This window comes from Leifsonia sp. NPDC058230, from assembly GCF_042882245.1.
Taxonomy (GTDB): Bacteria; Actinomycetota; Actinomycetes; order Actinomycetales; family Microbacteriaceae; genus Leifsonia.
Window position 1 is genome coordinate 191582 of the sequence record NZ_JBHVWM010000004.1, and the last position, 26479, is coordinate 218060.

General features: G+C 66.7%; 24 protein-coding genes and 2 tRNA genes. 6 read left to right on the plus strand and 20 right to left on the minus strand.

Features of this window, described 5'->3' with window-relative positions; translation table 11 throughout:
• The first annotated feature begins 207 nt into the window (after positions 1–207).
• Genes ACFVV0_RS13965 through ACFVV0_RS13975 form a run of 3 tightly spaced genes read left to right on the plus strand, consistent with a single transcriptional unit; the run spans position 208 to position 3383 of the window.
• Positions 208–1434: a PucR family transcriptional regulator gene (locus ACFVV0_RS13965; protein WP_387064082.1), complete on the plus strand. Its 1227-nt coding sequence runs from the start codon at positions 208–210 to the stop codon at positions 1432–1434.
• Entirely contained in the window at positions 1422–2402 is a 981-nt protein-coding gene (locus tag ACFVV0_RS13970; RefSeq protein ID WP_387064084.1) for a CorA family divalent cation transporter, read from the plus strand. Before ACFVV0_RS13965 ends, ACFVV0_RS13970 begins: the two co-directional genes overlap by 13 nt.
• Before the next feature lie 27 nt (positions 2403–2429).
• A complete protein-coding gene (locus ACFVV0_RS13975) occupies positions 2430–3383 on the plus strand; it encodes an AraC family transcriptional regulator (protein WP_387064087.1) in 954 nt (317 codons plus the stop codon).
• Positions 3384–3404: 21 nt separating this feature from the next.
• On the opposite strand, the gene ACFVV0_RS13980 is transcribed toward ACFVV0_RS13975, so the two are convergent.
• The 3 genes from ACFVV0_RS13980 to ACFVV0_RS13990 all read right to left on the minus strand — a co-directional run bounded on the left by ACFVV0_RS13980 (position 3405) and on the right by ACFVV0_RS13990 (position 5826).
• Positions 3405–3478, minus strand: a tRNA-Ile gene (locus tag ACFVV0_RS13980).
• Positions 3479–3491: 13 nt separating this feature from the next.
• Complete coding sequence (locus ACFVV0_RS13985; RefSeq protein WP_387064090.1) at positions 3492–4754, minus strand: glycosyltransferase; 1263 nt, start codon at positions 4752–4754, stop codon at positions 3492–3494.
• A 91-nt stretch (positions 4755–4845) separates the two neighbouring features.
• A complete protein-coding gene (locus tag ACFVV0_RS13990) occupies positions 4846–5826 on the minus strand; it encodes a DMT family transporter (protein ID WP_387064093.1) in 981 nt (326 codons plus the stop codon).
• Positions 5827–5866: 40 nt separating this feature from the next.
• Here ACFVV0_RS13990 and def point away from each other — a divergent pair, with 40 nt between their 5' ends.
• Positions 5867–6433 (plus strand): peptide deformylase, encoded by a 567-nt coding sequence (gene def, locus ACFVV0_RS13995; protein ID WP_387064095.1) that lies wholly within the window; start codon positions 5867–5869, stop codon positions 6431–6433.
• On the opposite strand, the gene ACFVV0_RS14000 is transcribed toward def, so the two are convergent.
• The 17 genes from ACFVV0_RS14000 to dusB form a co-directional block, all read right to left on the minus strand.
• Positions 6430–7341 carry a sensor histidine kinase gene (locus tag ACFVV0_RS14000; RefSeq protein WP_387064099.1) on the minus strand — a complete coding sequence of 304 codons (912 nt, stop codon included), beginning with the start codon at positions 7339–7341 and terminating at the stop codon, positions 6430–6432. The genes def and ACFVV0_RS14000 overlap by 4 nt on opposite strands.
• Before the next feature lie 78 nt (positions 7342–7419).
• On the minus strand, positions 7420–7734 hold the full coding sequence (locus ACFVV0_RS14005) for an SHOCT domain-containing protein (RefSeq protein WP_387064102.1): 315 nt from the start codon (positions 7732–7734) through the stop codon (positions 7420–7422).
• A gap of 142 nt (positions 7735–7876) precedes the next feature.
• Complete coding sequence (locus tag ACFVV0_RS14010; RefSeq protein WP_387064105.1) at positions 7877–8539, minus strand: response regulator; 663 nt, start codon at positions 8537–8539, stop codon at positions 7877–7879.
• Positions 8536–9747 carry a sensor histidine kinase gene (locus ACFVV0_RS14015; protein WP_387064109.1) on the minus strand — a complete coding sequence of 404 codons (1212 nt, stop codon included), beginning with the start codon at positions 9745–9747 and terminating at the stop codon, positions 8536–8538. Before ACFVV0_RS14015 ends, ACFVV0_RS14010 begins: the two co-directional genes overlap by 4 nt.
• A gap of 82 nt (positions 9748–9829) precedes the next feature.
• A complete protein-coding gene (locus ACFVV0_RS14020) occupies positions 9830–10045 on the minus strand; it encodes a hypothetical protein (protein WP_387064111.1) in 216 nt (71 codons plus the stop codon).
• A gap of 98 nt (positions 10046–10143) precedes the next feature.
• Positions 10144–11304, minus strand: coding sequence for an acyltransferase family protein (locus ACFVV0_RS14025; RefSeq protein ID WP_387064114.1), 1161 nt, complete (start codon positions 11302–11304; stop codon positions 10144–10146).
• A gap of 108 nt (positions 11305–11412) precedes the next feature.
• Positions 11413–11485 (minus strand) — tRNA-Asn (locus tag ACFVV0_RS14030).
• Positions 11486–11567: 82 nt separating this feature from the next.
• Entirely contained in the window at positions 11568–12590 is a 1023-nt protein-coding gene (locus ACFVV0_RS14035; protein WP_387064116.1) for a D-isomer specific 2-hydroxyacid dehydrogenase family protein, read from the minus strand.
• Positions 12591–12653: 63 nt separating this feature from the next.
• Positions 12654–13505 (minus strand): ATP-binding cassette domain-containing protein, encoded by an 852-nt coding sequence (locus ACFVV0_RS14040; protein WP_387064119.1) that lies wholly within the window; start codon positions 13503–13505, stop codon positions 12654–12656.
• A gap of 9 nt (positions 13506–13514) precedes the next feature.
• On the minus strand, positions 13515–15206 hold the full coding sequence (locus tag ACFVV0_RS14045; protein WP_387064122.1) for a dipeptide ABC transporter ATP-binding protein: 1692 nt from the start codon (positions 15204–15206) through the stop codon (positions 13515–13517).
• Positions 15203–16255, minus strand: coding sequence for an ABC transporter permease (locus ACFVV0_RS14050; RefSeq protein ID WP_387064124.1), 1053 nt, complete (start codon positions 16253–16255; stop codon positions 15203–15205). Before ACFVV0_RS14050 ends, ACFVV0_RS14045 begins: the two co-directional genes overlap by 4 nt.
• Before the next feature lies 1 nt (position 16256).
• Positions 16257–17354, minus strand: a complete 1098-nt coding sequence (locus tag ACFVV0_RS14055) for an ABC transporter permease (RefSeq protein WP_387064127.1) — start codon at positions 17352–17354, stop codon at positions 16257–16259.
• An 86-nt stretch (positions 17355–17440) separates the two neighbouring features.
• Positions 17441–19072 (minus strand): ABC transporter substrate-binding protein, encoded by a 1632-nt coding sequence (locus ACFVV0_RS14060; protein WP_387064130.1) that lies wholly within the window; start codon positions 19070–19072, stop codon positions 17441–17443.
• A 201-nt stretch (positions 19073–19273) separates the two neighbouring features.
• Positions 19274–21142: a DNA primase gene (gene dnaG, locus ACFVV0_RS14065; protein ID WP_387064133.1), complete on the minus strand. Its 1869-nt coding sequence runs from the start codon at positions 21140–21142 to the stop codon at positions 19274–19276.
• A gap of 56 nt (positions 21143–21198) precedes the next feature.
• On the minus strand, positions 21199–22215 hold the full coding sequence (locus tag ACFVV0_RS14070; protein WP_387064135.1) for a DUF4282 domain-containing protein: 1017 nt from the start codon (positions 22213–22215) through the stop codon (positions 21199–21201).
• A gap of 85 nt (positions 22216–22300) precedes the next feature.
• Positions 22301–23560: a deoxyguanosinetriphosphate triphosphohydrolase gene (locus ACFVV0_RS14075; RefSeq protein ID WP_387064138.1), complete on the minus strand. Its 1260-nt coding sequence runs from the start codon at positions 23558–23560 to the stop codon at positions 22301–22303.
• A complete protein-coding gene (dusB, locus tag ACFVV0_RS14080; protein ID WP_387064140.1) occupies positions 23550–24740 on the minus strand; it encodes a tRNA dihydrouridine synthase DusB in 1191 nt (396 codons plus the stop codon). Before dusB ends, ACFVV0_RS14075 begins: the two co-directional genes overlap by 11 nt.
• A gap of 33 nt (positions 24741–24773) precedes the next feature.
• Between dusB and ACFVV0_RS14085 the strand changes: the two genes are divergently transcribed.
• Positions 24774–25292 carry an aminoacyl-tRNA deacylase gene (locus ACFVV0_RS14085; protein ID WP_387064143.1) on the plus strand — a complete coding sequence of 173 codons (519 nt, stop codon included), beginning with the start codon at positions 24774–24776 and terminating at the stop codon, positions 25290–25292.
• A gap of 374 nt (positions 25293–25666) precedes the next feature.
• Positions 25667–26365: a hypothetical protein gene (locus tag ACFVV0_RS14090; protein ID WP_387064146.1), complete on the plus strand. Its 699-nt coding sequence runs from the start codon at positions 25667–25669 to the stop codon at positions 26363–26365.
• Positions 26366–26479 lie beyond the last annotated feature (114 nt).

The following is a 26479-nucleotide window of genomic DNA, read 5'->3' on the forward strand; positions in this document are numbered from 1 at the left end:
CACGCGAATATCGGTTCTGTCACTTTTCCAACCCGTGATCGGAGAGCCGATGAATGACCCCCAGCCGGCCATCTCTGTATCCATGCCCGGTGTTGATGCCCCGGTGACCTATTGGATCGACGTGACATACCTGGTTGACAGCGCGCTCGAGTCATCCCGAACGGGCGACTCCACGGCGTGTCCCTGTGGAATCGACCGGACACAGCCATGACCGAGCCGCATACTCCCGACCTCCTCCCGGCACTGACATCGTCGCTGTTGGCGACCGCGACCGACCTTCCCTCTCGACTGGCGGGATCCATCAGGCGGCGAGTGCCGAGCTATCGCGAACCGTCGCCCGTAACCGACCAGGAACTGCTGGATTCGTGCACGGCGCATGTCGGCTTCATCTCCACGCTGGGTACGCCCGATCCCGAACGCGATAAGACCATTCGGATGATCGGGGCGTCCCGTGCACGGGCGAACTTCCCGCTCCCCGACGTGCTCGACGCCATCCGGGTCGGCTCGGAGTTCATCTGGGGTGAGATCGTCGACCACGGCCGGGCATCCGGGTCGGCCTCCGATGCTGACCTCATTTCGGTCACCGGGCAGGTGTGGACGATGAACGACGAGTTCGTCCGACTGATGAGCGCCGGGTACCGCGACGAAGAAGAGCTCCGACTCATCAACGGCGAGCGCGAACGATTTGCACTCATCGACACCGTGCTGAGCGGACGCGATCAGCCGAACTCCACGCTCTGGCAAGCTGTCGACAGGCTGGGCCTCCCTCGCAACCGGCCCTACGTCGTCGTCGCGATCGAGGCGCAAGGGGACGGCCACGTTCCTGCTCCCCACATCGATCGGCGCCTGCTTGACGGGGGTCTGGAGTCGGCGTGGCTGCTACGTTCCGATGTCGAGCTCGGAATCGTCTCCTGCTTCTACGAACAGATCCGACTCGTGCGGAAGGCTCTGCAGCACTACCAGGTGCGGGCAGGGATCAGCTCGGTCACCGAGGACTTCGGGCACGCCGCGCAGGCGGTCCGGCTGGCCCGCACATCCCTCGCAGCCTCCGAAGAAGGTCAGGTGACCTTCTTCTCCGACTTCGCGATCAATACCATGGCCGCCGGCGCACCCGACGTCGCGTCGGAACTGTCAGCCATCGTGCTCTCCCAGGTTCTCCGACTTCCCGAATCCGAACAAGCGGTGATCCTCGACACCGTTCGCACGTGGTTCGGCACGGGCGGTTCTGTCGCTGCGACGGCCCGGGCGATGTTCGTCCACTCCAACACGGTGCGCAACCGTCTGCACCGGCTTGAAACCCTCACTCTGAGAAGCCTGTCCGATCCGCGGGATACCGCCGAGCTGTACCTGGCCGTCGTCTCGCTCCCCCACGGCAGACGTTCGCCCGATGATCCTCGTGCGACCGAACGAAGGGATGATGGATGCAACGGGTGATCCGTGCCTTCGACGCGAACGGTGTGCCGACCGGCGCTGAGGGTCCGCCCGGTGAGGGGATCGCCGTCGCGAGCACAGGCGGGGGCTTCGTCTGGGTGGAGGTGTCGAGTCCCGACCCCGCAGGGATGACCGAGCTTGGGAAGGAGCTCGGTCTGCATCCGCTCGCGGTCGGGGATGCGACGGCCACCCGGCTGCATCCCAAGGTGCGGTGGTTCGAGCAACACCTCTTCATCGCGATGTGGGAAGTCGGATGCGCGTCGAGCTCGGACGAGCTGGTCATCAGCGAGACGTTCATCTTTGCTCGCCCGGGTCTCCTCGTCACGATTCAGCGCGGATCTGACACGCAACACGTCGACCTCTCCGCCGTTCTCGACGCTGCGCCCAAGGGCCTTGCGGGCGGCGTGATGAGCGGAGTTCACGCGATCGTCTCGAGCATCATCGACGGCTACGTCGTTCGGGCGAGCCTGAACGAATCCGAGTTGGAAGAGCTCGAGGATCAGGTGTTCGACGAGACAGTCCGCAATGACCCGAAGCGGATCTATCGGCTGCGCAAACGGATCGGCAAAGTGACACGGGCCGTCTCGACTCTCGCGATCGCATTCTCCAGCAACAAGGATCGGCTTGATGAACTGACCGCGGGGACTCGTGACCGTGAATCGTTCATTCAGGATCTCATCGACGACCTGGCGGGAGTGAGTCAGCTCTGCGCCGACCAGGAGGCCGCGCTCCATGGCGTGATCGCCACTCACGAGAACGCGATCGCAAGCGCCCAGGGCGGCGACTCCCGAAAGATCTCCGCGATCGTGGCGATGCTCGCGATTCCGGCGGTCATCTCGGGCCTCTACGGGATGAACTTCAAGAACCTTCCCGGCACGAACTTGGTCTACGGATGGGTCGCCATCGCTCTCGTCATCCTCCTCATCGAGATCTGTGCGTACATCCGGCTCAAGCATCGCGGATGGCTGTAGCAGCAACGGAAAGCAGTAGTCGAAGTCATGGTTGTGCACTCCCTCGTCGATGTCCCGCAGTATGAGCGCGCCGAGACAGTGACGTCCTGGTTTCGAGACGGAGATGCTCCCGCCGAGTTTCGGGTCGGCCACGACCGCGGGCTCAGCGGCCATTTCGGTGCCGGGCGAATCGGGGAACTCGGTGTCGCCGAGATCCTTGTCGACGGTGTCGACAGTTCAGTTCATCGACGAACAAGGCCTGGTGCAAGCGACCCGGATCTGCTGGTCTTCAGCATGACAAACACGGGTACGAGTGCTGTGCAGCAGAACGGTCACCACGTCTCGCTTCCGCCGACACACATGGTGCTCACCTCCACCCGGTACGAGCTCGACGCTCGCCAATGGGGATCCAGCCATCGATATTCGATCGTCATCCCGTACCGGACCTTGGGTCTGCCCGACAGGCTTGTCGACCCGCTCCTGGCCTCTCGTCTGCAGATCGACGAGGCGTTGGCTTCCACGGTCTCGGGCTTTCTGATGCGGGTGGTGCACCAGTCGATCAGAGGCGGCGACCAAGCGATGGACGTGCTCTCCACGCCGATCATCGACATGGTGCGCGGCGTGATCTCGTCAGCCGGGGGTGACGCGGCGCGAGCGAGAGAACCGCTCGCCGACACCCTGTTCCCCCGAATCATGGAGTACGTGCGACTGCACCTGTTCGACCACGGACTCTCCGCCGCCCGCATCGCTCACGCGCACAGCATCTCGGTCCGATACCTCTACACGGTCCTGGCCCGCGAGAGCCTGTCACTCGGCGACTGGATCCGCGAACAGCGCGCGCACACTGCGGCCGGACTGCTCACTGATTCGGCCCACGACCTCTCGATCGCCGACATCGCTCACCGGACCGGCTATGCCGATCAAGCCCACTTCTCGCGGTCGTTCCGCCGTTGGTACGGCACTTCTCCTCGGGAGTGGCGCCGAATACACCGCACGGCGTGAGTTGCGCGACCGACAGAATTGTAGGGCGGACGGGACTTGAACCCGTGACCGGCGGATTATGAGTCCGATGCTCTAACCAGCTGAGCTACCGCCCCGTGTGGCGCTCGTCTATTCGGACGAGGCCACTGGATTGGCCGCATCCGTCACCGGGTCGGCCACCGGCTCACCACGATACAGGCTTTCGAACGTGCTGATGGTGCGCTGGATGTCGTGTGCCGCGACGATGCGCAGGGACGCGTTCTTGAGCGTGTCGAGCTGGTCCTTCGGCAGCGTGAGCACGTGCTCGAGGCGCTCGGCGAGGTCGTCGGCGTCGCCCGGCGTGAAGAGGTAGCCGTTCTCGCCGTCGTGGACCAGATGCGGAAGGGCCATCGCGTCCGCGGCGACGACGGGGAGAGCCGACGCCATCGCCTCCATGGTCGCGATCGACTGCAGCTCGGCGATGGACGGCATGGCGAAGACCGAGGCGCGCGTGTACGCCTGCCGCAGCTCCTCATCCGTCACATAGCCGGTGAATGTGACCCGATCGGAGATGCCGAGGGACTCGGACAGGTGCTGGAGGTTCTTCAGCTGGTCGCCGCCGCCGACGATCTCGAGCTTCGCATCCAGCGCCGCGGGGAGCTTCTTGACGGCGTTCAGGAGCACGTCGATCTGCTTCTCACCGGTGACCCGGCCGACGAACAGGATGCGGTTCTCGGTTCGCGCGGAGAAGTCCGGCGTGTAGTTGCTCGCATCGATGCCGCACGAGATGGCGTGCACACCGCGGAGACCGGTGAACTTCTCGAGGAACTGTGCCGCCTTCTGGGTGGGGGTCGTCACAGCCTCTGCGCGACCGAAGGTGCGCTTGGCCGCCTTCCAGGCGAGCCCGATCGCCCACTCCTGGATGCCCTTGGGGATCATCGTGAACTCGAGCATGTTCTCGGGCATGAAGTGGTTGGTGCCGATGATCCGGATGCCGCGCTTCTGGGCTTCGATCGACAGGCCACGGCCGACCACGATGTGCGACTGGAAGTGCACGACGTCGGGCCGCACCTCGTCGATCACGCGGGCGCTGTTCTGCTTGATGCGCCACGGGATGGCGAACCTCAGCCAGTCGTGCGGGTACCAGCGCCAGCTGTAGAGGCGGTGGGCCGTCATCTGCTGGCCCTCGTGCTCCTCGACCCAGGTGCCGTGCTTGCTGCTCGCAGCCGGCGCCATGATGTGGACGTCGTGGCCGCGGGCGACGAGACCCGCCGCGAGGCGCTCGGCGAAGCGCGCCGCGCCGTTCACGTCGGGCGCGAAGGTGTCGGCGCCGATCAGGACGGTCAAGGGCTTCTTCGCGGCGCTCGCCGGTTGGGCGGGCGTGGAACTATGCGGTCCGCTCGAATCGGGCACGTGGTGGATCCCTACGTTGGTGGGCCGGGAAAGTGAATCCGGCGATGGTCTTCGCTCGGCCGGACGGAGCCCGACCGGCTGATTCAGTCGCTTAGTCTAAGCCGGAATCGGTCGAAGTGTCGGAAACCGGGACCGCTGTCGGCGCGGCGGGGGGCACGAGCTCCAAGGTCTGGGGGTGGTGCCGGGCGAGCAGGAACACGCCGTAGACCGCGACTGCACCGGTCACGACGTAGCCGATCATCGCCCACAACGGCGCCTGCGCGGCCTCGTCGAGGATGACGATGCCGATGGTGACAGCCACGAGCGGATCGATCACTGTCAGCCCGGCGATGACGAGGTCGGGCGGCCCGGAGGAGTACGCGTTCTGCACGAAGTACGCGCCGAGACCGGCCGCCGCGAGCAGGGCGATGATGCACAGCACGAGCAGCCAGTCCCACTCGGCGTTGCTGATGCGGTCGATCACGACCTTGGCGAGGGTGGCGACGAAGCCGTACAGCACTCCGGCGCCGACGACGTAGATGACCGCCTTGAAGCGCGACCGCAGAAAGTAGAAGGCCACCCCGAAGGCGACGAGCACGATTGCGAGGATGACGAGGATCTGCACGAGCGCTTGGCTCGACACGGGCACATCCCGGGCGGTGAACGCCGCGAGGATCGCGAAAGCCCCCACGCCGCCAACGCAGAGACAGATCGCGATGATCGACGTGCGGTTCAGCTTCACATGACTGACCCGGGCGTTCAGGATGGCCGTGACCACCAGGGCGATGGCACCCAGCGGCTGCACCACGATGATGGGGGCGAGCGAGAGGCTCACGAGCTGGAAGATGATCGCGAGACCGAGCATCACCGTGCCGATCACCCACGACGGTCGCGCAAGCAGGAGCCGGAGCTGATTGAGACTCAGACCGGAGTCGGCCTGCTGGGTGTTCGCCTCGACCTTGGCGACCCCGTGGTGCTGGAGCTGGGCGCCGATCGAAAGGAAGCAGGCTCCGACCAGGGCGATGGGGATGCCGATGAAGGCGCTCGGTTCGAGAGCGATCTCCTGCGTCAGATCCATCAGCGCCGTACCCACCCCACGACCCTACCCAGTTTCCAGCCGATATTCTTGCTGAATGGCCGTCCTCCCCATCCGGATCTCCGGAGATCCCGTCCTCCACTCCCCCGCTGCCGCCGTCACGGAGTTCGACGACGATCTGCGCACGCTCGTCGCCGACATGTTCGAGACGATGGATGCCGCCCCGGGGGTCGGGCTGGCCGGCCCGCAGGTCGGTGTCCCGCTGCGCCTCTTCGTCTACGGCTGGACGGACGACGACGATGTGCTCCACCGCGGCGTCGCGATCAACCCCGAGCTCTGGATCTCACCGACCTCCACCGAGGAACTCGACGAGGACCTCGAGTCGGAGGGCTGCCTCTCGTTCCCCGGCGAACGCTTTCCATTGCGCCGTGCGGAGAGCGCGCTCCTGCGTGCCGTCGACCTCGATGGGGAGCCGTTCGAGGTTCGCACCGACGGCTGGCTCGCGCGCATCTTCCAGCATGAATACGACCACCTCGACGGGGTGATCTACGTCGATCGGCTGACGCATCCGTTCAGCAAGGCGGCCGCGAAGGCGTCGCGCAAGAACAGCTGGGGCGTTCCCGGTCTGAGCTGGCTGCCGGGCCGCGACCACCTGGAGGACTAACGCCCCAGGTTCACTCCGTGCACCCCGTTGTGGAAACGGAGAGCCGGGAAGACAGCTGAGATCGAGAACCCGACACCCGGAACCGTGGTGGCGTTCAGCATGCCGCCGAACAGCGCCGCCCGTTCGCGCATCTCCGTGAGCCCCGCACCCTCGAACTGCGCGGTCAGAGCGGCCAGGTCGTCGTCGATCGTGTACCGGGTGGCGCGGTCGACCTCGTCGGGCGCGAGCCCTGCACGACGCGCGGCCGAGCGGATGCCGTCGTCGTCGACGCTCACCTGCAGGCCTTCCCCGGTCCACGCGAAGGCGACCGCGACCGCGGTACCCGCACCGCCGTGTTTGAGAGCGTTCTCGAGCATCCCCTGCACGATGCGGAAGACGGCGAGTTCTGCGCCGGGCCGGAGGTCGAAGCGGTCACCGCTTTCGGTGAAGGTGACGTCCAGCCCGGCATCGCGCATCACGCGGAAGAGATCGCGGACGGAGTGCAGGCTGGGCTGGGGAAGGGCCGCGGACTCCCCCTCGCGCACGATCGACTGCACGCGGCGGAGGTCGGCCAGGGCATCCCGGGCGGTCGACTCCAGCACGACGGCCGACCGGGCCGCCGCTTCGGGGTCGGTCGCCGCAGAGTAACGGATGCCCTGCGACTCGGCCACGAGCTTGGAGACGGCCTGCACCGCCACATCCTGGAGCTCCCGGATGATGCGGAACCGGCCGGCGTGCTCCGCGAGTTCCAGCTCGCGGTCGATGCGGTCCCACTCCGACTCCTCGCGGGCGTTGCGGAGCCGTCGAAGCGCGGCGCGCGACCGCAGCCAGAGCACGAGCAACACAACTGCGACCAGCAGGAGCACACCGCCGACGATGGCGAACACGAGCGCCAGGTTGCCGGCATCGGTCGACGACAAGCCGTTCATAGGTGTCCCTTCGGGCCGTTCACGCGAACGGCCCGAACGAGTTTACCCGGCGCGGTCGGCGGTGGGCTCTGCGGAGTGTCAGCCCTGGTTCTCGCGATTGGCCCGCAGCACTTCGAGTCGGGCGCGATACTCGACCTCGTCGATGTCACCCTTGGCGAAACGCTCGGCGAGGGTGGCCTCGGCCGATCGGCTGGGACTGCTGGGGCCGCGACCGTAGCCGTAGCCACCACCGGCCGCCGCGGCACGGCGCCAGCGACGCCCCGCGAAGGTGAAGATCAGAACGAAGACGGCGATCCAGAACAGCGGGATCAGAAGGAAGAACCAGCCGAAGCCGCCTCCCCACGGGCCGACCCAGTGGGTGGCGGCGGTCGTTGCAGCGAGAGTGCTGAGCATGGTGGGATCCAATCGGTGCGTTGCGGCCCGCGCTCTGCGAACCGTCACCTCAGCCTCGCCGGATGCGCCGCCGACCGAATCCGCCGGACGGAGTGACCTGCAGTACTCCCCCAGGAGCAGGTATGCGGACGGGGATGCGAGACTACTGCCAGCCGGGCTGGACGAGACCGCTCTCGTACGCGACCACGACGAGGTGCACCCGGTCGCGCGCATCCAGCTTCGTCATGATGCGTGAGACGTGCGTCTTCGCGGTCAGGGGGCTCAGGAAGAGGCGCTCGCCGATCTCGCCATTGGTGAGGCCGAGTCCCACCAGGGCGAGGACTTCGCGCTCGCGCTCCGTGAGGGCGTCGAGCTCGCTCGTCGGGGGCGCCGGCTTCAATCCGCCGGCGACACGTTCGAGCAGCCGCCTGGTGACGCCGGGAGAGAGCAGCGCGTCTCCGGCCGCAGCCACTCGGACCGCACGGATCAGGTCGACAGGCTCCGTGTCCTTCACCAGGAAGCCGCTCGCACCCGCGGTGATGGCGTGAGCGACGTACTCGTCGAGCTCGAACGTGGTCACGATGACGATGTGCGTACCCGCGAGTGCGGGCTCGCCCACGATCTGCTCGGTGGCCCACAAGCCGTCGCCGTCGGGCATCCGGATGTCCATCAGCACGACGTCGGGATGCGTCTCGAGAGCGATCGCCACAGCCTGGCGGCCCGTGGACGCCTCCCCGATCACGTCGATGCCGTCTTCGGCCTCCAGGAGCGCACGGAAGCCTGCACGCACGAGATGCTGGTCATCGGCCAGCAGAACACGGATCACGTGGTCGTCTCCGCGCGGGTCCACCCTGTGTTGGTGGCGGCCGCACGCGCCGGGATGTGCGCGGTGACAATGACGCCGCCCTCGTCTCCCGCACCCACCTCGAAACGGCCGCCGAGGAGTTCGGCCCGTTCGCGCATCCCGAGCATGCCCCTGCCGCTCTCGCTCACGCCGTCGGGAAGTCCGCGTCCGTCATCTGCGATCGTGACGACGTACTCTCCGGCGGACTCACCCAGAGCGATATGCACCGTCTTGGCCTGAGCGTGCCGGCCCACGTTGGTCAGCGACTCCTGCACGATGCGGTAGATGGCGAGCTGTATCGCGGGCGCCGGGATGCTGTGCAGATCTTCGTCGTAGCTCACGTCGAGCCCGGCGCGGGTGTACGTCTCGACGAGCACCGGGATGCGATCGAGATCGGGCTCGGGCGCGTACGAGGTCGGGTAGCCCTCGGAACGGAGGAAGCCGAGCACACCGCGCACCTCTTCGAGTGCCTGGCTGCTGGTCGCTTTGATCGCCGCGAGGCTCTCCTTGGCCTTGTCGGGGCGGGTGTCGAACAGGTGCAGTCCCACACCGGCCTGCACGCTGATCTGCGAGAGCGAGTGCGCGAGCACGTCGTGCAGTTCGCGGGCGATGCGCAGGCGCTCCGCTTCGGCAGCGGACTCCCGGCGGGCGGCGATGCGCTGGGCGACCTCGTGATAACGCTCACGACGGTTGCGCAGCGCCTCGCCGACCCCGACCAGGAGGCAGAGGATGAGCGCGACGATGAGCGGCCGGATGATCGCGGTCGGGTGTCCCGCCAGCAGATAGGCGCCGAGCGGGCCGATCACGGCGAAGCCCGCGAGCGTCCCCCATGCCCAGACCCGGGCGCCGCGCGCGACCGCGCTGACAACGGCAAGAGCAAGCGGGATCGCCGAGACGGGCGGACCGGTCGTCGCAGCGATGGCCGGGACGCACAGGGCGCCGACGATCGCGACGACGGGCCCCGGATGCTGGCGTGCGGCGACGAGAACGAAGGACGAGGCGAACGCGAGCGCCACGAAGACGAGGGTGAGCACATCCTCGCGCGCGTGAAAAGCTGCGATGACGAGACCGGGAAGCTGAACCAGGAGTGCGACGACGACAGGGATCCAGCGAGCCGAAGGCGGACGCCGCCGGCCCCAGCCGTTCGCGGCGCGCGCGAACCAGGCCTCCTCGTTCGCGTTCCACGGCATCTGCCAATGCTAACGAGCGCGGCTGAACATCCCATCCGCCGGGAGGTGCTCCCCGCCTACTCCCGGAGGAGTAGCAGCAGAATCACGGATTGTGCTCGGCGTCGAAGCCTTCGTCGTCGTAGCGTTCGCCGAACACGATCCCGCCCGGTGCGGCCAAGGCAATGTCGGTCGCCTCGTCCTCCCGCGCCTCGAGATTCTCCGCGTCGTCGATCTCGAAGTCGTGCACGATCTGATCCGGATCGATCCCCGGCCGGGACTCGTCGTCGCTCCAGCGGCCTTCACCGTTGTCCATCGTCATGGCGCGAGCGTACGCGCTCCGGGTCTCCGTGCCCAGCGCCGACGGGTGAACATTCGGTGCAGCCGTATATGCCCCGGGGGACATACTCCGGCGTTCCTCTAAGACGACAGGCTGGACACGGTCTCTGCAGTGGACTTCTCCGGCTTCTCTTCGCGGATCCGTCGAGCGACCAACCGGGAGAGACGGTGCGCATGCCTTTCGACCAGGAGGTAGAAGATGATCGCAACGACCATGCTCGTGACGATCTGAAGAATCGTCGTCACGATGCCGGGGCCGAGAAGGAAGGCCAAACCGATGACGATAGGACCGTGCGTCAGATAGAGGCTGAACGAGATCGTGCCAAGGGCCACAAGTGGCTTCACTCGCAGCAGTGTTCGCAGGGGTGCCCATGCGATCGCGAGCGCGAACACCATGGCTATGCCTGCAAGCTTTGCGACCGTGAAAATCGTACTTGCCACGTTGACGTTCCAGAAATCATCCGGGCGAACGAGGAAGTGGAACGAATAGGCCGAAGTGATGAGGCAGATCGCAAGCACCAGGCCGGCCCCTCCGATGAGCGCGCCACGAAGCCCTCCCAGGCGGAGAACGCCCAGGCGCTTGTCAATCGCTTCCCAGTTGTATCCGAGTACTGCTCCGATCACGAACATCGGCATGTACAGAAGGAACAGCGACCCCGTCCATACGCTCGCAATGGAAGCTGCGACGGCGATCGCCGCAGAGACGATCGGATACTTCCTCGCCAGCAGCACGGCCACCGGAAGCAACAGCGAGAACAGCACCTCCCATTGGAGTGACCACAACGGCACGTTGGCGGCGCTGGTGCCTGTGAGGAGGGTCGAGTCGAGGATCATGTTCCCGACCGTGTAGGTGTTCGGCAGACCGCCGACGAAGACACTGTTGGCCGGCGTGACCTGGTGCGGAATCACGAGGAAGATCACCGCGGTCAGCAGAACCGCGCCGATGACGGGAACGTACAGTCGGATGATCCGGCTCGGGTAATAGGCATCCCATCGGTAGTCCGGTCGAGACGCAGAGCGAACGAGGACGAACCCGGACAGCGCGAAGAAGAGCCAGACGGCTTCTGGGCCCGCACTGAAGATCCGCAGCGGGGAATACATCAGAGCGTTCTGCCAGATACCGTCGACACTCTGCAGTTTGGCGCCGACGAAGAACGTGTGGAGTGACGCTGCAGTGGCGTGGTACAGGAGCACAGCGAATGCCGCTATGCCGCGAAGTGAGTCGAGTTCGGTCTTACGCACGATCCTCTTCCTGGCTTCGATGGCGGCGCAGAGCAATCCTGCTCCCAGTCGCCGAGGGGTTGGAGGTAGTGAACAGGCCCGGAGACAATCGCCTCCGGGCCCGTATCGCTCCCCGACTTGGACTCGAACCAAGAACCTGCCGGTTAACAGCCGGCTGCTCTGCCAATTGAGCTATCGAGGAATGCTTGAAACAGCGTAGCTACTTTATCAAGGATTCGCGTACGGCCAAATCGAGCGCATCTCTCGCGCGCGTCGTGCCGGGATCAGTAGCCGGCTTCCGCATCAACCACACCGACGAAACGCCCGTCGCCGTGGAAAGCCTCGACATTCAGGCGGATCCGCTCGGCCAGCAGGGGCGCCGTCATCTCCGGGGTGTCGGCCTGGTGCGGCGTGATCAGGGCCCGCGGCTCGTCCCAGAGCGGGTGTCCGTCGGGCAGGGGTTCCGGGTCGGTGACGTCGATGCCTGCTCCGGCGATGGTGCCAGACGCCAGCGCCGTGACCAGCGCATCCGTGTCGACCAGTCCGCCACGGGCGATGTTGACGAGGTAGGCCGTATTCTTCATCGCCGTGAACTCGTCGCTGCCGAAGAGGTGCCTGGTTCCGCCGGTCAGGGCCGCGGCCACGATGACGACATCGGCATCGGGGAGCACCTCGCCCAGCGCATCCGTCGCCACCGTTCGGTCGGCGCCGGGCACCGGAGTTTCGGACCGGCGCACGATGGTGATGGTCGCGTCGAAGGGGGCCAGGAGGCGGATGAGCTCGAGCGCGATACCTCCGGCGCCGATGATCACGACGTTGAGTCCATAGAGCGAGCGCCCCTCCGGCTCCGTTGCCCAGCTGCGAGCCACCACGCGTTTCGGGAGTACCCGCAGGAGTGCCAGCGTCAGGGCGAGCGCGTGCTCCGCGACGGGCTCAGCGTATGCGCCCTTGGCACTCGTCCAGAGGATGCCGGAGTGCTTCTCGTCTGCGATGACCCGAGTGAACGCGTCGACGCCGGCGAACGGCAATTGGACCCAGCCGATCGACGGATGCGCTTCAAGCGCCGCCGCCAGGTCGTCCGCTCCGCGGGGTGACAGCCAGATGAGCCCGCGCGTGTCCTCAGACAGGTCGCTGACCGTGCCACCGCCGGACTCGACCGCGTCGACGAAGACGGCGCTCGGGCGAGGGAGTACGGCGATCGCGCCGGCCTCCGGTCGACGGTCGGCAGGAACGGGTGTGACGTCGGCCGACAGCACAGCTCGGTGCTGGCTGGTCGTGCGGAGGGTCGTGGGCTGGGATTCGGTCATAGTCGTCTCCAGGTCGAACGCGAACGGATGGGAACAGAACGGAGGGGAACGCTGCCGCGCTCGCTACTCGGCGCTGGCGCGCTGCGGTCGACGCTCGGTGCGTCGACCGGGTGGGTTGAGTGCCTTGGCGAGTCCGGCGACGAACGGATGCTCGGGCCGCGCGAGCACATCCTCGATCGGCCCGTAGCCCACCACCCGCCCACCGTGCAGGACGAGCGATTTCGTCGTCGCCCGGCGCAGCACGGACAGGTCGTGGCTGACGATGACGGCGGAGAATCCCGCGTGATCCTTCAGCTGGCCGAGCAGGTCGATGACGGCGTCGCGGACCGTCGCGTCGATGCCAGCCGTCGGCTCGTCGGCGATCAGCACCGACGGCCCGAGCACGAGCGCGCGGGCGAGAGCGACCCGCTGCCGCTGGCCGGCACTCAGTTCGTACGGGTACTTGGAGAGCACGCTCAGCGGAAGGTGAACCGTGTCGAGCATGGTGGCCGCCCTCTCCCCCGCCGCCCGACGGCTGTAGTGCTCGTCGCGTTCGAAGATCGGCAGGGCGACATTCTGGGAGACCGTCAGCGACGGCTCCAGCGTGTTGCCCGCATCCTGCGCCAGGTAGCCGACATGGAAGGTCACCTCGGCGATGTCGCGTCTGCGCGCCTTGCGCATCGAGTGGCCGAGAACCGAGGCGTCGCCGCCGCTAATCCGCGGCCCCGGCTCGGACGCCCGGATCGGCAGGCCCCGGCCCGCGAGGATCGCCGCCAGCGTCGATTTACCCGATCCCGTCTCGCCCAGGATGCCGAGGACATCACCCTCCTCGACCTGGAAACTGACCCCGCGGAGTGCGACGCACGAGGCGCTCGCACCCCGAGCGGGGTACTCGACAGACAGGTCACTGACAGCGATGGCGGCTTTGGAACTCACACTTCGACACTAGGCGCTCTGCGCTCGCAATGCGCGCAAAGCCTCCCGCCGGTCGGCTTGTTCGATCGGATCCGGCACCGGCAGAGACGCGAGCAGGCGCTGCGTGTAGGGCTCACGGGGGTTGCCGAGAACCTCGGCGCCGGTGCCCTCCTCGACCAGCTTCCCGCGATGGAGGACCGCGATGCGGTCGGCCAGGATGTCGACGACCGCCAGGTCGTGACTGATGAACAGCGAAGCGAAGCCGAACTCCCGCTGCAGCTCGGCGAAGAGCTCGAGCACGCGCGCCTGCACCGACACGTCGAGAGCCGAGGTCGGCTCGTCGGCGATCAGCAGGCTCGGCTCGAGAGCGAGGGCGCGCGCCAGGCTCGCGCGCTGCCGCTGACCGCCGCTGAGCTCGTGCGGAAAGCGGTCGCCGTAACTACGCGGGAGCTGCACGGCTTCGAGCAGGTCGTCGACGCGGGGACGCGCATCCGCGGGGCTCGACGCCCGCCCGTGGACGACCAGGGGCTCGGCGACGCAATCGGCGATCGTCAGCAGCGGGTTGAAGCTCGAGCCCGGGTCCTGGAAGACGAACCCGATGTCGCGCCGCACTCGTTTGAACTCGCGTTCCCGTACGCCGTTCATCTCGACGCCGAGAACCCTGAGCGAGCCTCCGGTGACCTTGCCGAGGCCTCCGATCGCCCGTCCGATCGTCGTCTTGCCCGAACCGCTCTCACCGACCAGGCCGAGCACCTCACCGGGCCGGATCTCGAAATCGACACCGTCGACCGCCACGAACCCCGGCTGACCGAGACGGCCCGGGTACTGGATGCGCAAGCCCTCGGCCTTGACGACCGGGACCACGTCGGCCCAATCGGCCGCGCGGCCCTCCGCGCGGTCTTGGGTCGACGACAGGCCCTGACCGATCTTCGGCACTGCGGCGAGCAACCGTTTCGTGTACTCGTGCTGCGGCGACGCGAACAGGGTCTTCACATCCGCCTCTTCGACGACCTTGCCCTGGTACATCACCGCGACGCGGTCGGCCAGATCGGCGACGACGCCCATGTTGTGGGTGATCAGCACGATCGCGGCGCCGAACTCGTCACGACAACGGCGGAGCAGATCGAGGATCTCGGCCTGCACGGTCACGTCGAGCGCCGTCGTCGGCTCGTCGGCCACGATCAGCCCCGGGTTCAGCACCAGCGCCATGGCGATCACGATGCGCTGCTTCTGGCCGCCGGAGAACTGGTGCGGGTAGTACTTGACGCGCCTCTCGGGCTCCGGGATGCCGACCCGCTCGAGGATCTCGATCGCCCGTCTGCGGGCCTCGGCCTTCGACATCTTCTCGTGCGCCCTCAGGCCTTCGGCGATCTGCCAGCCGACGGGATACACGGGGTTCAGCGCTGACGACGGCTCCTGGAAGACCATCGCGACATCGGGGCCACGGACCTCCCGAAGCTGCCGCTTCGTCAGGCTGACCACATCCGCCTCGCTCTCGCCGTCCTTGCTGCGCAGGATGACCGCTCCCGACGTCGTGGCGGTCTCTGGAAGAAGACCGAGGATCGTCTTGGCGGTGACGGTCTTGCCACTGCCGGACTCGCCGACGATGGCCAGGACCTCGCCGGGTGCGACCCGCAGGCTGACGTCGTCGACCGCTTTCACGGCGCCGGCATCGGTGGAGAAGGAGACCGCCAAGCGGTCGATCTGAACGACATCGCTCATGGTCTGACCTCGATTCCGTGCTCGTCGAAGGATTCCCCGCCCTCGAGGCCGTCCAGGCCCCCGGGACCGGCCGTCAGGGTTCCACCGGGAACGACCGAGGTCTCAGCGACCGTACCGGACGCCTGCGCCACGGCCCGCCGGCCGCGCAGACGCGGATCCGCCAGGTCGTTCAGGCTCTCGCCGACCAATGTGATGCCCAGAACGATGAGCACGATGGCGAGGCCGGGATAGAGCGCGGTCCACCAGATGCCGCTCGTCACATCCGCCAGCGACTTGTTGAGGTCGTACCCCCACTCCGCAGCGGCGGTCGGCTGGATTCCGAAGCCGAGGAAGCCGAGCGCCGCGAGGGTCAGGATGGCCTCGGACGAGTTGAGAGTGAAGATCAGCGGCAGGGTGCGGGTCGAGTTGCGCAGCACATGACGGAACATGATCCGCGAGGTGCTCGCGCCGACGACCTTGGCCGACTCCACGTACGCCTCCGACTTGATCCGGACGGCTTCGGCGCGGATCACCCGGAAGTACTGCGGGATGAACACCACCGTGATCGAGATCGCGGCGGCCAGGATGCCGCCCCACAGACTCGACTGACCGCCGCTGATGACGATGGCTGCGAGGATCGCGAGGAGGAGCGACGGGAACGCGTAGATCGCGTCGCAGATCACCACGAGGACCCGATCGAGCCAGCCGCCGAGGTATCCGGAGACCAACCCCAGGAAGATCCCGGCGAAGATCGACAGGACGACCGCGACGATGATCACGGCGATCGCGGTCTGCGTTCCCCAGATCGTGCGCGAGAACACGTCATAGCCACCGACCGTGGTGCCCCAGATGTGGGCAGGGCTCGGGGGTTGCTGCGCGCCGAACTGCCCGCTCGCATCCCTCAGCTGAGCGAACCCGTACGGCGCGATCAGCGGAGCGAAGAGAGCCAGGACGATGAAGACGCCGGTGATGCTGAGGCCGGCGACGAGCATCCCCCGTTGCAGCCCGACGCTCTGCCGCAGCTGGTGGATGACGGGGAGGCGATCCCAGAGGCTGCGTTTCGCCGCCATCTCAGTACCTCACTCTCGGGTCGATGAGCGCCGCGATGATGTCGACGATGAAGTTGGTGAGCGCGACGATGACGGCGAGCAGCGCGACCATGCCCTGCACGGCGACGAAGTCTCGCGCCTGGAGGTAGTGGACCAACTGGAAGCCGAGGCCCTTCCACTCGAAGGTCGTCTCGGTCAGCACCGCTCCGCCGAGAAGGAGCGCGATCTGCAGGCCGATGACCGTGATGATCGGGATGAGCGCCGGGCGGTAGGCGTGCTTGCGCACCAGACGGTACTCGCTCACACCTCGTGAGCGCGCGGCGTCAACGTAGTCGGTCGACAGCGTCCCGATCACGTTGGTGCGAACCAGTCGCAGGAAGACGCCGGCGGTGAGGAGGCCGAGAGCGATCGCCGGGAGGACGGCGTGGATCAGCACATCCCCGACGATCGCCGGGTCCCCGGTCTGGAATGCATCGATGAGATAGATGCCCGTCTTGTTGGGCAGCAACTGCATCTGCAACTCGGAGCTGGTGGATGCGCGTCCCGCGACCGGCAGCCAGTCCAGCCAGATCGAGAACACCAGCTTCAGCAGGATTCCGGCGAAGAACACGGGTGTCGCGTAGCAGAGGATCGCGAACACGCGGAGCGATGCATCCCTCCCCTTGTCGCGGAAATAGGCGGCGACCATACCGAGCGGGATGCCGACGATGAACGCGACGATGAGAGCGTAGAACGCGAGCTCGAGAGTGGCGGCGCCGTACTTCAGGAGCACTTCGACGACCGGCTGGTTGTCGCTCAGCGTCGTCCCGAAGTTACCGGTGAAGACCTGTCCCAGGTATTCGAGGTACTGCACGATAAGCGGGCGGTCGTAGCCGGCCTCATGGATGCGCTCGGCGAGTTGACCCGGGGTGAGCTTGCCGCCGAGTGCCGCGGTGATCGGATCACCCGTGGAGCGCATCAGGAAGAAGACGAGGGTGACGAGGATGAAGATGGTCGGGATGATCAGGAGAGTCCGGATCAGGATGTAGCGGCCGAGGCCGCCACCCGATCGTCGCTTCGTCTCCGGACGTCGTGAGCCGGGAGCCGCAAGGGTCTCCGGGCCGGTGACGGTTGCTGTCATGAGAGCCAATCGTGGTGTGGACCGTGTGCGGGGGCGGCCCGCCGAAGCGGACCGCCCCCAGTGGCTAGCGGACTAGCCGGTGGTGTTCAGCCCTTCGCGAGCGCTCCGTAGCGGAACTTGAAGGAGCCGTCGAGCGTCTTGTCGGCGCCGGTCACCGTCTTTCCGGTGACTGCGACCTGCGCGCCCTGCAGCAGCGGCAGGGTGGGCACGTCGGCAGCGACATCGGTCTGGATCTGCTCGATCAGCTTGGTGCGCGCGGCCGGATCGGTCTCGCCGACCTGCTTCGTGATCAGGTCCTGAACATTGGCGTTCTCGTAGTGGTTCACCAGGAAGTTGTCCTTCTGGAAGAACGGCGTGAGGTAGTTGTCGGCGTCCGAGTAGTCCGGGAACCAGCCGAGCTGGTAAGCGGGATACACGTCGGCGACGCGGTCCTTGTTGTACTGCACGTACTCCGTGGACTGCAGGGTCACCTTGAAGAGACCGCCCTGCTCCAGCTGCTCCTTGACCTGGGCGTACTCGTCGGAGGACGAGGGGCCGTAGTGGTCGGTGTTGTACTGGAGGTTGAGCGAGACCGGGGTGGTCACGCCGGCAGCCTCGAGAACAGCCTTGGCCTTGTCGAGGCTGGGGCCGCCGTTGCCGTCGCCGTACAGCGTCTTGAATGGCGTCACCGCACCGGTCAGGCCGTCCGGAACGAACGAGTAGAGCGGCGTGTAGGTGTCCTTGTAGACCTCTTTGGCGATGGCGGAACGGTCGACGAGGTCGGCAGCGGCCTGGCGCACGGCGAGCGACTTGGCGGGGTCGGCGTCCGGCGTGGTGGCACCGTACGGCATCGTGTTGAAGTTGAAGACGATGTAGCGGATCTCTCCACCGGGACCGTCGACGACCTTCACGTTCTTGTCACCGCGCAGGCTCGCGATATCCGTCGGCGACAGCGACCGGAACGCGACGTCGATCGAGCCCTTCTGGATGTCGAGCTTCATGTTCGACGCCTCGGCGTAGTACTTGACGTTCACCTTGTCGGTGGCCGGCTTTCCCAGAACGCCCTCGTAGTCGGGGTTCGCCTGGTAGGCGACGAGGTTGTTGAAGTCGTAGCTCGTGATCGAGTACTGGCCTGCCCACGGCTTGCCCTTGACGATGTCGGCGTCCGAGGTGACCTTGGTGGGCGAGAACACCTGCTCGTCGACGATGGGACCGGCCGGGCTCGAGAGGACCTGCGCGAACGTCTGGTCGTTCGGGGTCTTGAGCTTGAAGACGACGGTGGTCTTGTCCGGAGTCGAGATGCTGTCCAGGTTTGCCAGCAGGTAGGCCGGGCCCTTGGGGTCGTTGATCTTCACCTGACGGTCGAAGGTGAACTTCACATCGGACGAGGTGAGGTCGTGTCCGTTGGCGAACTTGAGGTCTGGCTTGAGCTTGACGGTGTACTCCGTCGGCGAGGTGAACTCGGCGGAGGTCGCGATGTCGGGCTTGACGTCGGCCGTGCCGTACGGCGAGTTCATCAAGAACGGGTAGACCTGGTTCATGACGGCGAACGAGCCGTTGTCGTACGAGCCTGCCGGGTCGATCGACGTGATCTTGTCGGTCGTGCCGACGGTCAGGGCTCCACCGCTGCTGCCGGAGCCGCTTCCGCTGCCGGAGCAGCCGGCGAGCACCAAGGCCGTCGCCGCGAACGCGGCCGACACGGCCAGCAGGCGTTTGCCGCTGATGTGTGCGGATCTCATATCCGAATACCTCTTCCTGGTGTGGGGTCACGTAGGCGGCAAGCACACGGGTGCCTCATTGCCGAATCGTGTAGCCATAGTCCTAACACGAAACGAACGCGATGCATGAATCCGAATCGATTTCGTAGCGAGATCTTAACGAATGACGCAATATATCGGCGCAGAAGGCCCGTCTGCCGTCGTCCAGACGGCGCAAAACGACTATCCTTCGCGCAGCAGGCGTCGTTCTGTCTCGATCTGCATCATGGCCCGGCCGAGGGTCCGGACCGTCTCGGGGTCGTCGGCGCGACGCAAGCGCAGTTGCAGCTCCGCCTTCTCCCGTAGCAGGTCGCGCTCGATCAGGGCTCCCGCCACCGCCCGCGCGTATCCGGTCAGGTTGCCCGATTCCGCCTGAGGCACGGATGCGACACTCAGTTCGTTGACGAGCGGCGCGAACGGCGCCGGCACCTCGGCCGTGATCCTGTCCACCCACCCCGGCTCGGTGAGCGTCGTGAGCTGGCTGGCGATCGCATCCTTCACGACGCCGAGGGACGGGTTCGCGAACGCGACCTGTACGACACGGGCCGCCCGTTCTGCGCCGACCTCGGCGGGCAACTGGAGCAGCACCATCAGAGTCTCGCGCTCGGTTCGGGACACCGGATCGTTCGGGATCTCTGCAAGGCCGGCCGCCGCGCGGATCTCGGGCTCCTCGGCCCGAGACCGCGACTGGCCCTGCCCGGACGGCTGGCCACTCTGGTTTGCGGCGCGCTCCCCACGCCGTGAGGCGTGCACGGCTCGGAGCGTGTCTTGCAAGTCGGCGCCCGAGAGCCGTGCGAGTTCCCTCGCGTAGCCGTTCTGTGAAGCTGGATCGCGGATGGTCGCGACGATCGGAGCTCCCCCGCGCATCGCGGCCGTGCGTCCTTCGACCGTGTCGAGGTCGTAGCGGTCGATCACCTGCCGGATCATGAACTCGAACATCGGCTTCTTGGCGTCGATCATCCGCCTCACCGCGTCGTCGCCCTTCTGCAGGCGCAGGTCGCAGGGGTCAAGGCCCTCCGGGCCGACCGCGACATAGGTCTGGGCCGAAAAGCGCTGCTCCTCGCCGAACGCGCGCGCTGCGGCTTTCTGGCCTGCCGCATCCGGATCGAACGTGAAGATGACGGAGCCGGTGCTGTTGTCGTCCCCCATCACGCGGCGGATCACCTTGATGTGATCGATTCCGAACGCGGTTCCGCAGGTGGCGACGGCGGTGGTGATGCCCGCGAGGTGACAGGCCATCACATCGGTGTACCCCTCGACGACCACCACCTGGTCGAGCCGCGAGACGTCACGCTTGGCGAGGTCGAGCCCGTAGAGCACCTGCGCCTTCTTGTAGACCGGCGTCTCGGGGGTGTTGAGGTATTTGGGGCCCTTGTCGTCGTCGAGCAGCCGGCGAGCGCCGAAGCCGATGGTCTGACCGGTGAGGTCGCGGATCGGCCAGATCAGGCGGCCGCGGAAGCGGTCGTAGACGCCTCGATCCCCCTGTGAGACCAGACCCGCGGTCGTGAGCTCCTCGACGGTGAAGCCTTTGCTGCGGAGGTGGTTGGTGAGTTCGTCCCAGCTCTTCGGCGCGAAACCGACACCGAATTGGGCCGCGGCGTGCGCGTCGAACCCTCGCTCACCGAGAAAGCGGCGGCCGATGTCGGCTTCTGGCGCGCTGAGCTTCGAGCGGAAGAACTCCTCGGCTGCACCGTTGGCGGCAAGGAGGCGGGCGCGGTTGCCATGCTCGGAGGGACCGCCGCCACCGTCCTCGTAGTGGAGGGTGAAGCCCAGGCGCGCGGCCAGTCGTTCGACGGCCTCGGTGAACGAGACGTGGTCGAGCTTCTGGAGGAACTCGTAGACGTCTCCGCCTTCGCCGCACCCGAAGCAGTGGTAGCGGCCGACACCCGGACGCACCTGGAAGCTCGGGCTCTTCTCGTCGTGGAACGGGCAGAGGCCCTTGAGCGCTCCGACGCCGGCCGACTTCAAGCTGACGTAGTCGCCGACGATGTCGGCGATGTTGGTGCGAGCCTTGACCTCTTCGATGTCGTTCTGTCGAATCCGGCCGGCCATGGTTCGATTCTAGTGAGCCTGACGGACGTTCGACGCGAGGGCGTCGAGTGCGACTGCTAGCGTCGTTCCCGTTTGCGTCCTCGGGTGTTCTGCGCGATCTCGATGATCGCGACGAACACTTCGATCCCGACGCGCAGCAGCAGCACGGACAGGATCGCCCCGACCAGCGTGATGATCACCCCGAACAGGAATACGAACGCACCGAGGAACGAGTGCGTTCCGATGGCCACCGTCAGGCTGTAGATGATCGACAGCAGCATGCTGAGCGCGATGAGCACGAGGCCGACGACGTAGACCGGACCGGCGAGCTTTCGCGTCACGTAGTTGGTGAATGTGAAGTCGAAGAGCGAGGAGAAGAAGCGCGTGTCGTCAAGACGTTCGGCGAAGTCGGTGACGCTTCGATATCCCCCGGGCGGCACAGTGCCGTCGGGTGCCGATGTGGCGTCGTGTGCTTCGGCTGGCGGTACGGCGGTGTCAGGGGTCGCTTCTGGGGTGGCTTCTGGTGCTGCTTCCGGTGCTGCTTCCGTGAAGGGCTCGGTGGGTGTGGTGGCTTCGGTGTACGGCTCCGTAGATGCGGTCTCTTCGGACGCCGAGGCAGAGGCCTCTGCCTCAGACGCATCCGGGGCTGCAGTCACTGTCGGCTCGCTGGGGGTGGCCGACTCGACCGCGTCGACGCTCGCCCGGACGGACGCATTGTGTCCGGCAAGGGCTGTCTCGAGAATGCTGGGCACGTCCCCTTCCTCGTCCGGTTTGGGAGTGGCCGCTGCTTTGCTCGCGGCGGTGCGACGTGTCGTCGGCTTGGTGGACTTCTCCGTCGGCGACGCCTCGGTCGCCGTTGCCCCCGCCGGTTTGCGCGCGCCGGTGACCGGCTTGCGGGCCGCAGATGCGCCGCCCGTGCGGGTGGCGCCGGCCTTCGTGGCACCGGTGGTGGTGCGAGGAGTGGTCGCCTTGGGTGCCGCCTCTCCCGCGGCCTTCGGAGTGGACCTGCTGGGCGTGCGCTTCGCCGGTGCGGGGGCCGTGCCCTCGGTCGGCGCCTGATCGTCGCCGTTCACCGGTGGTTGTGGGGTGCTCATTGTTTCCTCTCGATGGCTGCGACTCCCAGCGCCGCGATTCCAGCATTCAGGTTCCTGCCCGGGGATTCAAGCCCACCGGGTCAACTCAGTGCTGCACCAGTCGTTCGTACCAGCTCAGAGCTGACTGATCGGTGAGGCTCGCAACCTGGTCGACGATCACCCGCTTGCGTTCGGTTTCGGACTCGGCGGTCTGCCAGTCCTCGGCGAAGCCTGCATCGAGCTCGTGCGGGCCATTGGCGTGCAAGACGTCGGCGAGCGTCGTGAGGATCTGCCGTTGCTGAACGTAGATCGGCTGCCGCGTGTTCTTCGACATGACGAACGTGGCGACGATGCCCTTCAACACGGCGATCTCGGCCTGGATCGCCGCCGGAACGACGACGTCCGCTCCGAACCGCGCGAGGTGCTCCCCCGGCGCCGCTTCTCGCGTCGCCCGGATGGCTGCACCTGCGAAGCGCCCGATGAGCTGGCTTGTGAGGTTCTTGAGTCTGGCTTGCGAGCGCCGGCTCCCATCCCAGCCGTCGAGCCAGATGTCGAGATTATCGAGCCTGTCGAAGGCGGCGATGAGCTCGTCGTGGCTGAATTCGCCACCGATCCACTCGTACATCGAACTCACGAGGTCGTCGTGGTCGACGCGGCTGCCGAGCGCAGCGACGTCGATGTAGCCGTTGACGACGGCGTCTTCGAAGTCGTGGACCGAGTAGGCGATGTCGTCGGAGAGGTCCATCACTTGCGCCTCGATGCAGCGAACGCGCTCGGGCGCCCCGGCTCGCATCCATTGGAAGACGGGCGTGTCGTCGGAGTAGAAGCCGAACTTCGCTCGACCGCTCGGATCGGCGACCGACGATGTGGACGGCCACGGGTACTTGCAGCTCGCGTCGAGACTCGCGCGGGTCAGGTTGAGCCCGTAGGCACGCCCATCCGGACCGAAGACCTTGGGTTCGAGTCGAGCCAGCAGACGCAGCGTCTGTGCGTTGCCCTCGAATCCGCCGATGTCGTGAGCCCAGGCGTTGAGCGCCCGTTCACCGTTGTGCCCGAACGGCGGGTGCCCGATGTCGTGCGCCAGGCACGCTGTGTCGACGATGTCGGGGTCGAGGCCCAAGCTGGTTGCGAGCTCACGACCGACCTGCGCGACCTCGAGGGAATGCGTCAGCCTGTTGCGGGCGAAGTCGAGGCCTGCCGTCGGGCTCAGCACCTGGGTCTTCGCGGCGAGCCGTCGCAGCGCGCTCGAGTGCAGCAGTCGGGCACGGTCGCGCGCGAAATCGCTTCGGCGGTTCGAGTGCTGCTCGGGTAGCCATCGCTCTCTGTCGTATTCGCTGTACCCGCCGTCGGCCCCACTATCCGCCACTGTTGTGAACCTCCGCCTCGGCGATCTCTGCGCGCTGGTAGCCGTCGAGGTCGCGGCTGCCCAGCCAGCCCTCCGGCAGTGCCGGGCGTTTGGGCGATCCGGCGCGGCCCCGCTGGCCCTCGGCGGCCTCGCCGGGGTATTCCTGAGTCCAATCCAACGTCGCGAGCAGGTCGTCCAGGTGGGCGAGCGTGTCCACGGTGGCGAGGCTGGCGCGAAGGTCGCCGCCTACCGGATAGCCCTTGAAGTACCAGGCGACGTGTTTGCGGATGTCGCGGCAGCCGCGTTCCTCGCTGTCGAAGAATTCGACCAGCAGTTCAGCGTGACGCCGGAAGGTCGCTGCGACCTGCCCCAGCGACGGATGTGCCTGCGCGAGCGCTGCATCTTCGGCGCTGATCTCGCCCGACTTCGCCCGGAAAGCGGCGGCAAGGTCTCCGAACAACCAGGGACGACCGAGGCACCCCCGGCCGACCACGACGCCGTCGCATCCGGTCTCATCGACCATGCGGATCGCGTCGGCGGCCGACCAGATATCACCGTTGCCGAGCACCGGTGTGCCGGTGATGGTCTCTTTGAGCTTCGCTATGGCGGACCAGTCGGCCTGCCCCGAGTAGAACTCGGCTGCCGTTCGGGCGTGCAGTGCGATCGATGCGACACCGGCGCCTTCAGCCGCCTTCGCCGCTTCCAGGTAGGTGAGGTGATCGCTGTCGATGCCTTTGCGCATCTTGACGGTGAGCGGAATCGGCCCTGCAGCCTTCACCGCGCCCTCGACGATCTCGCGGAACAGGCCGAGCTTCCAGGGCAGCGCCGCTCCCCCACCCTTGCGCGTGACCTTGGGCACGGGGCAGCCGAAGTTGAGGTCGATGTGATCGGCACGGTCTTCTGCGACGAGCATCGTCACCGCTTCGGCGACGGTCTTCGGATCCACCCCGTAGAGCTGGATCGATCGAGGCGTCTCGGACTCGTGGTGGGTGATGAGCCGGAGCGACTCCGGCGTGCGTTCGACAAGTGCCCGCGAGGTGATCATCTCGCTGACGTAGAGGCCGGCCCCGAACTCGCGGCAGAGTCGCCGGAACGCGGTGTTCGTGATCCCGGCCATCGGAGCCAGCACGACGGGCACGTCGAGTGCCAGCGGACCGATGGTCAGCTGGGGTGCGTGGCTTATCGTTGCTGTAGTAGACATCTCCCTCGATTCTCCCAGAAAGCGCGGTAGACCATGACCGAGACCCCGGATGCTGTGGAGACTCCGAGCAACGGCGAACCTGTGGAGGAGGGCCGAGCGCGTGCGGAAGCCGACGCGGCGGCCCGTGGGGTGAGCATCCGGATCGCCGAACGACCGGCCGCGCGCAGTCTCGAGGAGGCCGCCGCCCTCCTCGGCATCGAGCCCTCCGACATCGTCAAGACGCTCGTCGTGAAACGCAGCGACGGCACATTCGTCTTCGCCCTCGTTCCCGGCGGGCGCAAGATCTCGTGGCCGAAACTGCGCGCTGTCCTCGCGGTGAACAAACTCCAGCTCCCGGATGCGCAGGTCGCTCTCGAAGCGACCGGATACGAACGCGGCACCATCACCCCGTTCGGCAGCACGACGGCGTGGCCTGTCGTGGCCGACGTCACCATCGTGGGCCGCACCATCGCGATGGGCGCCGGCGCGCACGGCTACTCCCTCTTCGCCGAAGCCGATGCCGTCATCGCGGCCTTCTCCGCCACGGTCGCAGACATCTCCGACCCCGAGTAGGCGCCCGCCCGCCGCCCACCGTCGGTAGGGGGTCGCAACCCGCCGTCTGGCTCTCCCGTTCCACGACGAGGGGTCGCAACACGCCGTCTCGCGAGGGTGTCAGGCGGCGCGTTGCGACCCCTCGTCTCCGGTGCCTGTGGACAGTTTCTGCGCGGTCTCGCGGATCCTGGCAATCTGTGGCGATGCGAGCTGCACCACTCCCGTCAGAAATCCGAGAGAGCGCCTTCACGACGAAGAGGGCGCAAGAACTCGGGGTCTCACGGTCGCGGCTGCGTCGCAGCGACCTCACGGTGCCTTTCCATGGGGTGCGTCTCGCGTCGGCGCGAAACTCCGAGCTGACGACGATTGAACGCTGCGAGGCCTTTCGAACCGGGATGGACGACGGCCAGTTCTTCAGTCATGTCACGGCGGCGATCATCTACGGCCTGCCCGTCCCGTCGCACGCCATCACGGAAACTCTTCATGTCTCAGTCACCACACCGCGACGCGCACCACGCGGAGCCGGAGTGGCGGGCCACAAGCTGATGGTGGAACAGAGCACCCTTCGGGAGCGGAACGGGCTACCTGTGCCGGATCCGGTCGAGGTGTGGTGCGAACTGGCGGCGACGTTCTCGCTCGACGACCTGATCGTGGCAGGCGACGCGCTACTGCGGCGAAAGTCGCCGCTCGCCGAATCGACGCGACTCGACGCCGCCGTCGCGGGAGCGGTCAATCGTCCCGGCGTCGATCGTCTGCGTCGCGCCCTGAAATTCATCCGCGCTCGGACGGACTCGCCCATGGAGACCGCCCTGCGGCTGGCGATAGTCAGAGCCGGACTCCCGGAGCCCGACATCAACTGGGCGATCCTCGACTCCGCCGGCACGTTCCGCGGTTTCGCCGATCTGGCCTTCCCCCGCTTCCACGTGCTCGTGGAGTACGACGGCGATCACCACCGAACGGACCCGGACCAGTACTTCACGGACGTCGATCGGCTGTGGGCGTTCCAAACGCTGGGCTGGCGGGTCGTGCGGGTCAATAAGACCCATCCGATTCCCGAGGTGATCCGTCGCATCCGGACCGCTCTGAACCAATAGGGGGTCGCAACACGCCGCGTCGGGGGGGGGCGGGCCGGGGGGGGGGGGGCCCGCGGGTGTGGGGTCGGGGGGGGGCGGGGCCGGGGGGCGGGGGGTGTGGGAGGGGCCGCCCGC

Bases quoted from the DNA above. Each gene is read 5' to 3' on its own strand.
- ACFVV0_RS13965 (WP_387064082.1), top strand. From the start codon at position 208: ATGACCGAGCCGCATACTCCCGACCTCCTCCCGGCACTGACATCGTCG.
- ACFVV0_RS13970 (WP_387064084.1), top strand. From the start codon at position 1,422: ATGCAACGGGTGATCCGTGCCTTCGACGCGAACGGTGTGCCGACCGGC.
- ACFVV0_RS13975 (WP_387064087.1), top strand. From the start codon at position 2,430: ATGGTTGTGCACTCCCTCGTCGATGTCCCGCAGTATGAGCGCGCCGAG.
- def (WP_387064095.1), top strand. From the start codon at position 5,867: ATGGCCGTCCTCCCCATCCGGATCTCCGGAGATCCCGTCCTCCACTCC.
- ACFVV0_RS14000 (WP_387064099.1), bottom strand. From the start codon at position 7,341: ATGAACGGCTTGTCGTCGACCGATGCCGGCAACCTGGCGCTCGTGTTC.
- ACFVV0_RS14005 (WP_387064102.1), bottom strand. From the start codon at position 7,734: ATGCTCAGCACTCTCGCTGCAACGACCGCCGCCACCCACTGGGTCGGC.
- ACFVV0_RS14015 (WP_387064109.1), bottom strand. From the start codon at position 9,747: ATGCCGTGGAACGCGAACGAGGAGGCCTGGTTCGCGCGCGCCGCGAAC.
- ACFVV0_RS14020 (WP_387064111.1), bottom strand. From the start codon at position 10,045: ATGACGATGGACAACGGTGAAGGCCGCTGGAGCGACGACGAGTCCCGG.
- ACFVV0_RS14035 (WP_387064116.1), bottom strand. From the start codon at position 12,590: ATGACCGAATCCCAGCCCACGACCCTCCGCACGACCAGCCAGCACCGA.
- ACFVV0_RS14045 (WP_387064122.1), bottom strand. From the start codon at position 15,206: ATGAGCGATGTCGTTCAGATCGACCGCTTGGCGGTCTCCTTCTCCACC.
- ACFVV0_RS14050 (WP_387064124.1), bottom strand. From the start codon at position 16,255: ATGGCGGCGAAACGCAGCCTCTGGGATCGCCTCCCCGTCATCCACCAG.
- ACFVV0_RS14055 (WP_387064127.1), bottom strand. From the start codon at position 17,354: ATGACAGCAACCGTCACCGGCCCGGAGACCCTTGCGGCTCCCGGCTCA.
- ACFVV0_RS14060 (WP_387064130.1), bottom strand. From the start codon at position 19,072: ATGAGATCCGCACACATCAGCGGCAAACGCCTGCTGGCCGTGTCGGCC.
- dnaG (WP_387064133.1), bottom strand. From the start codon at position 21,142: ATGGCCGGCCGGATTCGACAGAACGACATCGAAGAGGTCAAGGCTCGC.
- ACFVV0_RS14070 (WP_387064135.1), bottom strand. From the start codon at position 22,215: ATGAGCACCCCACAACCACCGGTGAACGGCGACGATCAGGCGCCGACC.
- dusB (WP_387064140.1), bottom strand. From the start codon at position 24,740: ATGTCTACTACAGCAACGATAAGCCACGCACCCCAGCTGACCATCGGT.
- ACFVV0_RS14085 (WP_387064143.1), top strand. From the start codon at position 24,774: ATGACCGAGACCCCGGATGCTGTGGAGACTCCGAGCAACGGCGAACCT.
- ACFVV0_RS14090 (WP_387064146.1), top strand. From the start codon at position 25,667: ATGGACGACGGCCAGTTCTTCAGTCATGTCACGGCGGCGATCATCTAC.